The sequence below is a fragment of the Streptomyces sp. NPDC028368 genome (assembly GCF_055565615.1).
This window is the reverse complement of record NZ_JBVHTY010000001.1, coordinates 383,572-397,374: the sequence shown is the minus strand read 5'-3', so window position 1 is coordinate 397,374 and position 13,803 is coordinate 383,572. Positions and strand designations below refer to the sequence as shown.

Sequence of the window (13,803 nt, the reverse complement as noted above, 5' to 3'; positions counted from 1 at the left end):
GATCAGCAGCCGGGTGCGGCCTCGGGCGGGAGCGGTACCCGCCAGATTTGACTGTCGTTCTCCGAGCCCACCAGCAGGGTCTTGCAGTCGGCGTAGGTCACCGCCTCGCCCTGCGGCTGGGCCGGCAGCGCGACCTCGGCGAGCTTCGTGCCGGCCGCGTCGTAGACATAGCCGGTGTTCGGCCCGAACGGGCCCCCGCTGCGCAGCACATACGACGTTCCGCTGGGGGACCAGGCGCCGTCGGTCGTCCAGACCGGGGCGTCGCGCACCGGGGTGAGGGTGTTGACCTGGCCGGACTGTGGCGGCAGCGGCGCCTTGTAGAGCTTGCCGGCGGCCCCCAGCACCTTGCCGGCCACGTACAGCTGACGGGTCGTCGGGTCGATCAGCAGGGATTCGGCGTCATGCTTCCCGTCGGCGTAGGTGAAGCGGAAGGTGGTCGGTGACACCGTCGCATCCGCCAGGGTGTCGGGCTCGGCGAAGCGGTACACCGAGATCTCGGCGCGGCCCGCGAGGTTGTCGCCGATGTCGCCGACATGGATCGAGGGGCGCCCGCTCTCGTCGGGGCCGACGGCCAGCGCCTCCCAGTCGGTGTTGGTCGCACCGTTCAGCGTGAAGGTGGCCTTGAGCTGCCCGGTGGCGCCGGAGCAGTCGACGGCGAACACCTGGTTGGTGTTGCCGCTGTCATTGAGCGCGTAGATCACGCCCGGGTGCTTCGTGCTCACGCTCAGGCCGCTGAGCTCCTTGAGCCCGGCCGGCAGGGTGCAGGCGCGCTCGGGAGCGGCGGCCCGGTGGTGCGCCCGGTGTGCCGGGGGCGGCGGTGCGGACGGTGCGGACGCGGGGTCCGCGGCGAGGGGGACGGCGAGCGCGGCGGTGGCCAGGAACACGGCGGGGAGTGAGGACATGGGCCCAATGTGACGGTGGACGGTCAAAGCGCCAAGCGGTTGCCGGTCACCCGTTGAGCATGGGAGCGATAACGCGCCGGTATGGTACGCCGCCGCCGGCAGCCCGGACGGTCAACGCGACGGCTCGCGAACCGGCGCGTTGTGCTGGGCATGGGCGAGGAACGCGCGGGCCGGGCGGCTCAGCGGGTTGCGCGCATGCACAATGCCCACCGGGCGCAGCAGCGCGGGGGTGAAGGACCGGACCTCGGCGCGCGAGCCGAAGGCCCGTAACGCCATATCGCGGTACCAGATCAGCGAACCGTGCCCGCCCAGCACGCTCGCCACCCACGCCAGCCGCTCGTCCACCTCCAACGCTGCCACCGGGCGCACGCCCAGCCGGCTGAACATGGACTCCAGCTCCGTCCGCCGGCCGGTGCCCCGGGTCGGCAGCACCAGCCGCAGACCGTTCAGCCGCCGGAACGGCAGCGGGTCGGGCAGCGCGGAACCGGGCGGCGAGATCAGCACCACCTCGCGCTCCTGGAGGTGGTGCGAGGGCAGCTCCTGGTCCACCGGCAGGTCCACCAGGCCCAGCTCCGCCGAACCGTTGCCCAGACACTGCACCAGCGCCTCACGGCTGTCGTGCTGAAGCAGCTGGATATCGACCTCGGGGTGGCGCGCGGTGAAGGCGGGCAGCAGATCCGCCGCGAGATCGATGGCGAGGGTGGGGGTGGCGACGACGCACAGCGTCTCGCGGGACCGGCCGCAGTGGGCCGCGCCGATGTCCTCGATCGCGTCCACGGCGGCCAGGACCGTGCGGGCCAGGCGCACCACACGGGCCCCCTCGGGCGTCAGCTCCACGCCCCGGCCCTTACGGGTCACCAGCTCCACGCCGAGGTCGCGTTCCAGTGCCTGGACGGCCCGGGAGAGCGCGGGCTGGGCGACATAGACGGCGGCGGCCGCGGCGGTGATGGACCGGCAGTCCGCGACCGCGACGAGGTAACGCAGTTGCTGCAGGGTGAGGGCCATGGGCGGACGGTAGCCGTAGCGGGGTGAACCCGTAAGACAAACGGAGCTTCGGCGGGGTGGCGGTGTGATGTCCGCGGCTGGTCGCGGCAAGACCCGGTCGGCACCGAACCATGCCGTTAGGGCATGGCCCGCGGCCGGTACGGGCCGGTGCGGCGGCACCCGGACACGGCCCGTACGGGGACAGCGGCGCAGGTCGGGGACGGGATGCCGGGCCGAGAGGCGGGCGGGCCCCTTGCCCTATAACCGTCGCGTTCTCAACTTCGTTATCCCGTACCGGCGTTGACAGTGCACGGGGGCGGCCCCACGATGCAACGCGGCATCAGCGGGCTACCGCTGGTTACCGCAGGTGGCAGTGGTGCATGTGTCCGCCCCCAGGCAGCAGAAGGAGCGCCCGTGGTCCCCCGGCCCCCTCTCCCCCCAACTCCCCGCCCCGGTCCGCCTCCCGTCGTGGAGCGCGATCTCGTCGTGGCGCTCTCACCGTTGGAGGAGCCCAACGAGCGGATCGTCGCGGCGGCCGAACGCGCCGACGCGCTCGGCCTGCTGGACCTCGGCCGGGCCGCCGGCCCGGCGCGCGCGGCGCTCGCCCGGCTCGGGCGGCGGCTTCGGCGGGCGTACGGCGTGCGCATACCGGTGGGCTGCCCGCTCACCCCCGCCGACCTGCCCGACGCCGTCGACACCGTGCTGCTCGCCGACCCCGAAGCGTTCGCCACACCGGCCGACTGGGCCGACGGCGGCCGGCGCCGCGTCTGGGCCGAGGCCACCACCCCCGAGGAGGCCGCGGCCGCGAACGCCGCCGGAGCCACCGCGCTGGTCGTCCGCGGCCATGAATCCGGCGGCCGGGTGGGCGACCTCACCACCTGCGTCCTGCTCCAGCGCGTACTGGCCGACCCGAACATCACCGTCCCCGTCCTCGCCGCCGGGGGCATCGGCCCGCACACCGCCGCCGCGGCCGTCGCCGGCGGCGCGGCCGGCGTGCTGCTCGACTCCCAGCTCGTGCTCACCACCGAGGGCGAGGACCGGCTGCCCCGGGCGGTCGCCGCCGCGATCCGGACGATGGACGGCAGCGAACCCACGGTCGTCGACGGCCGCCGGGTCCTCACCCGCCCGCAGGTGCCCGCCCTCCCCATCGGCCAGGACGGCGCCTTCGCTGCCCGGCTCGCCGCACGCCACCGCACCACCGGCGGCATCGTCCAGGCCGTACGGGCCGCCATCCCCCATCACCTCGCGGCGGCGGCCCGCAGCCGCCCCCTCGCGCCCCGCCCCGAGGCCCGCCATCTCCCCGTCGTCCAGGGGCCGATGACCCGGGTCAGCGACGGCGCCGACTTCGCCGCCGCGGTGGCCGACGAGGGCGGGCTGCCCTTTCTCGCCCTCGCCGTCATGGACGGCGAACAGGTGCGCCGCCTGCTGACCGAGACCGCCGCGCGGCTGGGCGACCGGCCGTGGGGCGTCGGCCTGCTCGGCTTCGCGCCGCCCGAGCTGCGGCGCGAACAGCTCGCCGCGGTCGCCGAGTTCGCTCCCGAATACGCGATCATCGCCGGCGGCCGGCCCGCCCAGGCCGCGCCCCTCGAAGCGGCCGGAACCCGCACCTACCTCCATGTCCCCTCGCCCGGCCTGCTGGAGCGCTACCTCGACGAAGGCGCCCGCAGATTCGTCTTCGAAGGGCAGGAGTGCGGCGGCCATATCGGCCCCCGGGCCGGCTTCCCGCTGTGGGAGGAACAGATCGAGCGGCTGCTCGACCACGACCGGGCGCACCGCGGGACCGCCGAGGACCTGGACGTACTCTTCGCGGGCGGCATCCACGACGCCCGCTCGGCCGCCATGGCCGCGGCCGCCGCCGCCCCGCTCGCCGAACGCGGCGCCCGGATCGGCGTCCTGATGGGCACCGCCTACCTCTTCACCGAGGAGGCCGTCGCCACCGGCGCCGTCCGCCCGGCCTTCCAGGACACGGCGCTGGCCTGCGACCGGACCGTACTGCTGCACACCGCGCCGGGCCATGCCACCCGCTGCGCCGAGACCGCCTACGCCGAGGAGTTCGCGGCCGCCGAGCGACGCCTGGTGGCGGACGGCGTCGACCTGCGCGCCCGATGGGAGGAGCTGGAGCGGCGCAACCTGGGACGGCTGCGGATCGCCAGCAAGGGCCTGCGGCACACGGACGACGGACCGGCGCCGGTGGGGGAGCGGGAGCAGCTGCGCGACGGCCTGTACATGCTGGGCCAGGCCGCCACCGTCCGCGGCGCCACCACCACCGTCGCGGCGCTGCACACCGCGGTGACCGACGAGGCGACCGCGCTGCTCGCCGCGCGCGCGGAGCGCTACCGTCCGCCCAGCGAGCGCACCGGGCGCCAGGACGCGGACCCGCTGGACATCGCCATCGTCGGCATGGCCTGCGTGTATCCGGGCGCGCCGGACACCGCCCGCTTCTGGTCCAACGTCGTCGCCGGGGTCGACTCCGTCACCGAGGTGCCCGCCGAACGCTGGGACGCCGGCACGTACCACGACCCGGATCCCGCGCGGGCGGGCGAGCGCACCCCGTCACGCTGGGGCGGCTTCCTGCCCACCGTCCCCTTCGACGCCCTCGCCCACGGCATCCCCCCGGCCTCCCTCACCGGCATCGAACCCGTCCAGCTGCTCGCCCTCGAAACGGCGGCCCGCGCCCTGGCCGACGCCGGATACGCCGACCGCGACTTCGACCGCGCCCGCACCAGCGTCGTCTTCGGTGCCGAGGCCGGCACCGAACTGGCCGGCGCCTACGGCCTGCGCGCACTGCACCCCGCCTACCTGGGAGACCTGCCGCCCGCCCTCGACGCCGAACTGCCCCGCCTGACCGAGGACTCCTTCCCCGGCGTGCTCGCCAACGTCATCGCCGGACGGATCGCGAGCCGCCTGGACCTGGGCGGAGCCAACTGCACCGTGGACGCCGCCTGCGCCTCCTCGCTCGCCGCGCTCGACCTGGCATGCCGTCAATTACGCGACCACGACAGCGACATGGTCCTGTGCGGCGGCGCCGATGTCCACAACGGCATCAACGACTACCTGATGTTCGCCTCCGTCCGGGCCCTGTCGCCCACCGGCCGCTGCCGCCCCTTCGACGCGGCCGCCGACGGCATCGCGCTCGGCGAGGGCGTCGGCTGCCTGGTCCTCAAGCGGCTCGCGGACGCCGAGCGGGACGGCGACCGGATCTACGCGGTCGTCAAAGCGGTCGGCACCTCCAGCGACGGGCGCTCCCTCGGCCTGACCGCGCCCCGCCCCGAGGGCCAGCGACGCGCCCTGGAACGCGCCTACCGGCGCGCCGGGATCAGCCCCGCCGAGGTGGGGCTCCTCGAAGCCCACGGCACCGGAACGGTCGTCGGCGACACCACCGAACTCGCCGTCCTCACCGACCTGTTCGAGGACGCCGGAGCCGCTCCCGGCACCTGCACGCTCGGCTCGGTCAAATCCGGGATCGGCCACACCAAATGCGCGGCCGGTCTGGCCGGACTCATCAAGGCCGCGCGCGCCGTGCACACCGGGATACGGCCGCCGACCCTGCATCTGACCCGGCCGGCGGCGGACTCCGGGCCGTTCCGCTTCGAGGCCGACGGCGCCCGGCCCTGGCCGGTCCCCGCCGGGCGGCGCATCGCCGGGGTGAGCGCCTTCGGCTTCGGCGGCACCAACTACCATGCCGTGCTTGCCGGTTACGCCGACGCGCCGGAGCCCGCCCACGCCCTGGAGGACTGGCCCGCCGAACTCTTCTGCTTCCGCGCGGCCGACCGCCCCGCGGCCGTACGGGCCATGGAGCGGCTCGCCGCGCGGCTGGCGGAGAACGACGAGGCGGGACGGCCCTGGCCGCTGCGCGATCTGGCCGCCGAGACCGCGTCCACGGCCGAGGGGCCGGTCCAGGTCTGTGTCGTCGCCGAGGACCTCGACGACCTCGCCGCCAAGCTGGACGCGGCCCGGCGGTTCGCCGCCGCCGACGGTGTGTACGTACCCGAGGAGGACGCCGACCCCGGCCTGATCGCCTTCCTCTTCCCCGGCCAGGGCAGCCAGCGCACCGGAATGCTGGGCGAGTTGTTCTCCGCCTTCCCCGCGCTGCGCGGCCTCCTGGACGACGCCGACCCGGACCGGGTCGCGGCGATGTATCCGCCCACCGCCTTCACCCCCGAACAGCGCGCCGCCCAGCACACCGCCCTGACCGACACCCGCGTCGCCCAGCCGGCCCTCGGCCTCGCCTCGGCCGCCGCCCACCGGCTGCTCACCACGCTCGGCGTGCGCCCCGACTGCACGGCGGGCCACTCCTACGGCGAGCTGACCGCGCTGTGGGCGGCCGGCGCCTACGACACCGAGGCGCTGCTCAGGCTCAGCACCCGCCGCGCCGAGGCGATCCTCGGGGCCGCCGGAGACGACCCCGGAGCGATGGCCGCCGCCGTGGCCACCCCGGACCGCGTACGCGAGCTGACCGACGGCACCGGGGTCGTCGTCGCCAATCACAACGCGCCCGAACAGAGCGTGCTCTCCGGCCCCACGGACGCCGTGGAAACGGCCGTCGAGGCATTGCGTACCGCCGGTGTCGACGCGCGGCGCCTGCCGGTCGCCTGCGCCTTCCACAGTCCCCAACTGGCCACCGCATGCGCGGAATTGGCGGAAGAGCTGGCCGCTGTCCCGGTCTCGTCCCCCGCGCTGCCGGTCTGGTCCGGCGCCACCGCCCGCCCGTACCACCCCGAAGCGTCCGCGATACGGGACACCCTGGCGGCCCAGGTCGCCGAGCCGGTGCGCTTCGTGGACCAGATCGAGGACATGTACGCCGCGGGGGTGCGCACGTTCGTTGAGGCCGGACCCGGCCGCGTGCTCACCGGCCTGGTCGGCCACATCCTGGGCGAACGCCCCCACACCGTCGTGGCGTTGGACGTACCGGGCGAGAACGGGCTGGCCCGGCTGCCGCACGTACTGGCCCGGCTGGCCGCGGCCGGCGTCCCGATCGAGCCCGAGGCGCTGTTCCACGGGCGGACGCGGCCGCTGCCCGCCGCCGCGCCGCGCCGGCCGGGATGGCTGGTCGACGGGCATCTGGTGCGTACCGCCGACGGCGCCTATCTGCCGGGCGGGCTGCGGCCCGCGCGACGGGTGGCGGCGCCGGCCGGGGGCGGCGCCGGTTCCGGACGCGATGACGCGGTCCTGGAGTATCTGCGTGGGGCGCGCGAGCTCGTGGAGGCCCAACGGGACGTCGTACTGCGGTACTTGGGGAGCACTCCGGCGTCGCCGTCCGCGCCCGAATGGGAGCGGTCCATCGCGTCGTACCAGGAAACGGCCGAGGCCGAGGCCGAATCCGGAGCCGAGCCGTCCGCCGCGGAAGGGCGCCTCGACGCCGGCCAACTCCTCGACGCCGTACGGGAGATCATCCACACCCGGACCGGATATCCGCGCGAGATGCTGGACGCCGGGCTCGACCTGGAGGCCGATCTCTCGGTGGACTCCATCAAACGCGTGGAGATCATCGGAGCGCTGGCCGACCGCATCGGACTGCCGAAGGACGCCGACGGCGCCATGGAGTCGGCGGTGGAGCAGCTTTCCCGGGTGAAGACCATCAGCGGCATCGTGGAGTGGATCTCCGCCACCCGGCCCGAGCCGGAGCCGGTCACCCATGAACCCGCCGCCCCGGAGCCCACTCCCGTACGGCCCGCCGCTTCCGCCCCCGGCCGGCCCCCCACCCGCTATCTGGTCGAGGTCGCCCCCCTCGGCCCGCCCGCGAGCCGGCCGCCCGCCGAGGTCGTGGCGGACAGCGACTTCGCCGTGGTGGAGGACGGGCAGGGCGTGGCGCTCGCGCTCACCGCGCTCCTGGAGAGCCATGGCGCGCGGGTGCGGACCGTCCCCGCCGAGCGGCTGGCCGAGACCACCGCGCAGGGCGTGGTGGACCTCAGCGCGCTACGGGCGGGCCGCGGTGCCGTACTGCCCGGACAGTACGCGGGGCTGCGCACCGCCCTGACCGGCGGGGCCCGGTGGCTGCTGCTGGCCACCGCGGCCGGCGGTGCCTTCGGGCGGGACGCCACCGAGGACTCGCCGGACCCTTCCCCAAGCTCTCAACTCCTCCCCCAAGTTCTCGACTCCGCTCGAGCAGGGGGGACCCCCATGCGCAGGGGAGACCCCTGTCCGGGTGCCGGGCTGCGCGGCTTCGCCCGTACGGCCGCTCTCGAATACCCCGACGCGCTGATCCGCGCCGTGGACATCGACCCCAAGGACCGCCCCGAACGCATCGCCGCCCACCTCCTGGCGGAACTGTGCGCCCCCGGCGAGCCGGTCGTGGTGGGCCGCACCAACGGCACCCGCACCACCCTGCGCACCGTCCCCGCACCACTGACCGCCGACCGGAGCGCCACCGCACCACTCGGCCCCGGCTCCGTGGTGCTGCTGACCGGCGGCGCACGCGGAATCACCGCCCGCACGGCCCTCGCCCTCGCCCGCACGCACGGCTGCCATATCGAACTCCTCGGACGCACCTCCTTGACCGAGACCCCCGAGGACCCGGAGCTCGCGCACGCCCAGGACCGCATCGCCCTGCGCGCCGCGCTGATCGCCCAAGGGCTGCGCAGACCGGCCGAGATCGAGGCGGCGGCCACCGGGACCCTGGCCCGGCGCGAGATCGCCGGCACGCTCGCCGCCCTGGAACCGCTCGCCGCCTCGGTGCGCTACCACGCGGCCGATGTCAGCGACGAGGCCGCCGTACGGGCCGTCGTGGCGGACATCAGAGCCCGGTACGGCCGCCTCGACGGGATCGTGCACGGCGCGGGCACCCTGGAGGACAAGCTGCTGCGGGACAAGGACCCGGAATCGTTCGCCCGGGTCTTCGCCGCCAAGGCCGACGGCGCCCGCCATCTGCTCTCCGCGGCCGGCGACGACACCGGCTTCGTCGTCCTCTTCGGCAGCGTCGCCGGAGTCTTCGGCAACCGCGGCCAGGCCGACTACGCCGCCGCCAACGACGCCCTGGACACTCTCGCGCACGCCTGGTCGGCCCGTACCGGCCACCGGGTGCTCGCCGTCGACTGGGGGCCGTGGGCGGCCACCGGCGGCGGCATGGTCACCCCGGAACTGGAACGCGCCTACGCACGCCGGGGTATCCCGCTCCTGGACCCCGATGCTGCGACCGCCGCCCTCCTGGACGAGCTGGACCGCGGCACCGCGGCGCAGGTCGTGCTGATGGCGGCCGAGGGGGCACCGGACGATGAGTGAGACCGGCCCGCGGCCCACGGACGCCGCCATCGTCGGCATGGGCGCGGTCTTCCCCGGCGCCGACGGCCTCGCCGCGTACTGGCACAACCTGCTGACCGGTACGGACTGCATCACCGACGTGCCGCCCGGCCGCTGGGACCCGGACGTCTACTACGACCCCCAGGGCGCCGTAGGGCCCGCCCGCAGCGACCGCTTCTACTGCCGACGGGGCGGCTTCCTGAGCGAACCGGCCGCCTTCGACCCGACCCGCTTCGGCATCATGCCCGCCGCCGTCGCCGGAGCCGAGCCCGATCAGCTGCTCGCCCTGCGCGCCGTCTCCGACGCCATCGCCGACGCGGGCGGCCAGGACCGGCTGCCCGCCGACCGCTCCCGTATCGGCGTCGTCCTCGGCCGCGGCGGCTTCATGGGCGTGGCCACCGCCCGGCTCGACCAGCGGGTCCGGACGGCCCATCAGCTCGCCGTCACCCTGCGCGAACTCGCCCCTGAATTGGGCGAGTCGAGAATCACGGCCGTTCGGGAGGCGTTCCAGACGAGCCTCGGCCCCGAACGGCCGGACGCCTCCATCGGCCTGGTGCCCAGCTTCACCGCCGCCAGAACCGCCAACCGGCTGGACTTCCGCGGCCCCGCCTACACCCTCGACGCCGCCTGTGCCTCCTCGCTGTTGGCCGTGGAACAGGCCGTCGATCTGCTGACCGCCGGCCGCTGCGACCTCGTCGCCGCCGGTGCCGTGCACCACTGCCATATCGCCACCCTGTGGAGCGTCTTCACCCAGCTGCGTGCGCTCAGCCCCACCCAGCACATCCGCCCCTTCGACCGCCGTGCCGACGGCACCCTGCTCTCCGAAGGCACCGGCGTCGTCCTCCTCAAGCGCCTGGCCGACGCCGAGCGCGACGGGGACCGGGTGTATGCGGTGCTGCGGGGGGTGGGGGTGGCCGGCGACGGCCGCGCGTCGAGCCTGATGAGCCCTCAGGTGGACGGCCAGGTCCGGGCATTGGAACGGGCCTGGCAGGGCGCCGGCCTCGACCCCGCGCACCCCTCCGCGCTCGGGCTGCTGGAAGCGCACGGCACCGGCACCCCGGTCGGCGATACCGCCGAACTTGCCACGCTGGCCCGGGTGTTCGGGCCGGCGGGCGCGGACCGTACACCCATCGGCCTGGGCTCGGTGAAGTCGATACTCGGCCACACCATGCAGGCCGCCGGCATCGCCGGGCTGATCAAGGCCGCCCTCGCCGTGCACCACCGGACCCTGCCGCCGACCCTGCATCTGGACGAGCCGCACGAGGCCCTGGCGCACACCCGGATGCGACCGGTCACCGAGGCCGAGCCCTGGGACGGCGGGCGGGCGCCGCTGCGGGCGGGCGTCAATGCGTTCGGGTTCGGCGGGATCAACGCCCACGCGATCCTGGAAGAGGCCCCGGGTCGGCGGGGCGGCCCGGCGGCGCCGCCCCCGCCCCGGGTGACGGAGCCGGAGCGGACCGTACTGCTGGCCGCGCCCACCCCCGGCCAACTGGCCGATGCCCTACGCGATATGACCGAGGACGCGCCCGCGCCCGACGACGCCCCCTGCCGCCTCGCCCTCATTGACCCCACCCCGCGGCGCCGCGCCCTGGCAGCCAAGATCCTCGCCCGCGGACTGCCCTGGCGCGGTCGCGGCGAGGTGTGGTTCACCCCGAGCCCCCTCTTCGGGCCGCACGCCAAGGAGCCCGGAGCGCGGCTGGCCTTCGTCTTCCCGGGGCTGGAGGCGGAGGCGGCGCCCCGCGTGGACGACATCGCCGACCACCTGGCCCTGCCCCGCCCACGGGTCACCGGCGGCAGCGGCCTGGTCGAAAGGGCCGTCGACACCCTCGCCGTCGGCCGGCTCCTCGCCCGCGCACTGGCCGAACTCGGCATTGAACCGGACCTGTTGACCGGCCACAGCCTCGGCGAATGGACCGCCATGGTGGTCGCCGGAATGTACCCGCCGCAGGCCGTCGACACCTTCCTCGACTCGCTGCGGCCCGGCTCCCTCGCCGTACCCGACCTGGTCTACGCGGCCCTGGGCTGCGGCGCCGAACAGGCGGCCGCGGCGCTCGACGGTCTGGAACGGATCGCCGTCAGCCACGACAACTGCCCCCACCAGTCCGTGATCTGCGGCGAACCGCCGCAGCTGGCCGAGGCCGTGCGCAGGCTCGCCGCCCAGGGAGTGCGGGCCCAGGAGATGCCCTTCCGCTCCGGCTTCCACACCCCGATGTGGGCGCCCTACCTCGACCAGGTCGGCGCCGCCTTCGACGCCCTCCCGCTACGGGATCCGGAGCGCCCCGTATGGTCGGCCACCACGGCCACCCCCTTCCCCCAAGAAGCTTCTTCCGTGCGGCAGTTGGTGCTGCGACACCTCCTGGAACCGGTCCGCTTCCAGGAGCTGACCGGGCGGCTGTACCACACGGGCGTACGCGGCTTCGTCCAGGTCGGCGGGGGCAGCCTCACCGGCTTCGTCGCCGACACCCTCCACGGCCGGGACCACCTCGCCGTCGCGGCGGCAGACCCCCGCCGCCAGGGAATGGCCCAACTGCGCCGCCTGGCCGCCGCGTTGTGGACCGAGGGGCTGAACCCCCGCTGGGACCGGATCCTGCCACCCGCCCCGACCGGCCGGCCCATGGTCCGCCTCGACCTCGGCTCCCCACTGGTCCGCCTCGGCGACACCGCCCCGTCCCTTTCGCTCCCCCCGACCGCCGAACGGCCGCTTCCCCCTCCCCACCCGCCCGCCGCGGATCCGATCCGCCAAGCCCTGGACGAGGTCCTCGCCGCGACCACCGACGCGACACGCCAGGTCACCGCCGCGGCCGCCCCGGCCGTACGGCACCCCGGCCCCCGCCGCACCACCCGCCACCTCTCCCTCGACACCCTCCCGTACGTCCGCGACCACTGCGTCTACCTCCAGCCCGACGACTGGCCCGAGCCCGCCGACCGGTTCCCCGTCGTCCCCATGACCACCCTGCTGGAACTCGCCGCCGAAGCGGCCCATGAGGCCCGGCCCGGCCACACCGTCACCGGCTATTCCGACGTACGGGCGCTGCGCTGGCTGCCCGTCGCCCCGCCCGTGGACCTAGCGATCACCGCCGACCCCTTCGAGGACGGCCGCGTACGGGTGAGCCTCGGCGACTACGCCGTCGTCACCGTCCACCTCGCGGCCCGTCATCCGGCCCCGCCGCCCCCCGACGCCTCGGCGCTGACGTCCGGCGGCCCTGCGCCCGTCAGCGCCGAGGCCCTCTACCGGGACCGGTGGATGTTCCACGGCCCGGCCTTCGCCGGCGTCCACGAGGTCACCACGCTCGCGGCCGACGGCATCCGCGGCACGCTGCGCGCCCTGCCCGCGCCCGGCGCCCTCCTGGACGCCGCCGGGCAGCTCCTCGGCCACTGGATGCAGCGGAAACTCGCCGGCGACCGACTGGTCTTCCCCGCGACCCTGGACCGGGTACGGCTCTACGGGCCCCCGCCCCACGCGGGCGCGCTGCTGACGGCCACCGCCCGGATCCGCGAGGTACGGCCCGGTTCGGTACGCGGCGATGTGGAGCTGCGCGGCGCCGACGGCCGGGTCCGGGCGCGGCTGGAGGGCTGGACATACCGGCGGTTCGGGGCCGATGAGCGGGTGTGGCCGATGAAGTTCACCCCGGAGGTGTGCGGCATCGGCGAACCCCGGCCGGGCGGCTGGTGCCTGGCCCGGCGCCGCTGGTCGGACCCGGCCTCGCAGGAGCTGGTCATGCGCCGCTATCTGGGCGCGGCCGAACGCGAGGCTTATGAGCTCCGCGCGCCGCACGCCCGCGCGGCCTGGCTGCTCGGCCGGATCGCGGCCAAGGACGCGGTGCGCGAACTGCTGTGGGAGTCGGGCGCAGGACCCGTCTTCCCGGCGGAGGTCACCATCGGCGACGACCGCGAAGGCCGCCCCCGTCCGGAGGGCCCGCTCGCCGACGGCATCCACCTCTCCCTCGCGCACCGGGACCGGATCGCCGTCGCCCTCGCCCACCGGGCGGGCCCCGTCGGCATCGCCATCGAGACCGTCACCGACGATCCTCAGGCCCTGGAACGGCTCGCCCTCACCCCGGCCGAACACCGCCTGGCGGACGCACTCGGCGCACACCACGACGGCGCCGACGGTACGTACTGGCGCACCGCATTCCGGTGCGCCAAGGAGGCCGCGGCCCAGGCGGCGGGCGGCGGCCCGGCCGGCTGGGCCGTGACGCCCGCACCGGGCGGCGCGCTGCACGTGACCGCCCCCGACGGACGGGCCCACCGCGTCCACCTCGACACCGTCGACGACCACTTGACGCGCCACGTCATCGCCTGGACCGGCCCTCGGCCCCAGGACCGTACGGACACCCCCACCCTCACGGAGGCCACCCATGGCAGCTGACCCCCGACCCGAACGCATCCGGCGGATCCTGGCCGAGATCACCGACATGCTGGTGAACGTCGCCGGCGAGGAACTCCTCGTCGTCGGCGAGATCACCCCCGCCACCACCTTCAACGACGATCTGGCGCTGGAGAGCATCGAGTTCGTCGCCCTGGCCGAGCTGCTGCAGCAGCGCTACGGCACCGCCGTGGACCTCCTCGGCTTCCTCGCGGAGAAGGACATCGACCAGATCCTGGCCATGACCGTCGGCGAACTCGCCGACCGTATCGACCGGGTCACCGTCGCCGACCCGGCCCACGCGGGCTGAGCGCA

At 75.1% G+C, this 13,803-nt stretch carries 5 protein-coding genes; 3 read left to right on the top strand and 2 right to left on the bottom strand.

Features of this window, described 5'->3' with window-relative positions:
* Positions 1-2 precede the first annotated feature (2 nt).
* Both ACZ4S3_RS01775 and ACZ4S3_RS01770 read right to left on the bottom strand, forming a co-directional pair.
* Positions 3-902, bottom strand: coding sequence for a hypothetical protein (locus ACZ4S3_RS01775; RefSeq protein WP_467924494.1), 900 nt, complete (start codon positions 900-902; stop codon positions 3-5).
* 111 nt (positions 903-1,013) lie between these two features.
* Positions 1,014-1,907: a LysR family transcriptional regulator gene (locus ACZ4S3_RS01770; RefSeq protein WP_467924492.1), complete on the bottom strand. Its 894-nt coding sequence runs from the start codon at positions 1,905-1,907 to the stop codon at positions 1,014-1,016.
* A gap of 447 nt (positions 1,908-2,354) precedes the next feature.
* Here ACZ4S3_RS01770 and ACZ4S3_RS01765 point away from each other — a divergent pair, with 447 nt between their 5' ends.
* From ACZ4S3_RS01765 to ACZ4S3_RS01755, 3 genes are read left to right on the top strand one after another with little or no spacing between them, the layout of a single operon-like run.
* Positions 2,355-9,104, top strand: coding sequence for an SDR family NAD(P)-dependent oxidoreductase (locus tag ACZ4S3_RS01765; protein WP_467924490.1), 6,750 nt, complete (start codon positions 2,355-2,357; stop codon positions 9,102-9,104).
* Entirely contained in the window at positions 9,097-13,491 is a 4,395-nt protein-coding gene (locus tag ACZ4S3_RS01760) for a beta-ketoacyl synthase N-terminal-like domain-containing protein (RefSeq protein WP_467924488.1), read from the top strand. Before ACZ4S3_RS01765 ends, ACZ4S3_RS01760 begins: the two co-directional genes overlap by 8 nt.
* Positions 13,481-13,798 (top strand): phosphopantetheine-binding protein, encoded by a 318-nt coding sequence (locus ACZ4S3_RS01755; protein WP_467924486.1) that lies wholly within the window; start codon positions 13,481-13,483, stop codon positions 13,796-13,798. The genes ACZ4S3_RS01760 and ACZ4S3_RS01755 overlap by 11 nt, the downstream gene beginning before the upstream one ends.
* The last annotated feature ends 5 nt before the right edge of the window (positions 13,799-13,803 follow it).

Excerpts from the sequence above, each read along its gene's own strand:
- ACZ4S3_RS01775 (WP_467924494.1), bottom strand. The coding sequence starts at position 902 with ATGTCCTCACTCCCCGCCGTGTTCCTGGCCACCGCCGCGCTCGCCGTC.
- ACZ4S3_RS01770 (WP_467924492.1), bottom strand. The coding sequence starts at position 1,907 with ATGGCCCTCACCCTGCAGCAACTGCGTTACCTCGTCGCGGTCGCGGAC.
- ACZ4S3_RS01760 (WP_467924488.1), top strand. The coding sequence starts at position 9,097 with ATGAGTGAGACCGGCCCGCGGCCCACGGACGCCGCCATCGTCGGCATG.
- ACZ4S3_RS01755 (WP_467924486.1), top strand. The coding sequence starts at position 13,481 with ATGGCAGCTGACCCCCGACCCGAACGCATCCGGCGGATCCTGGCCGAG.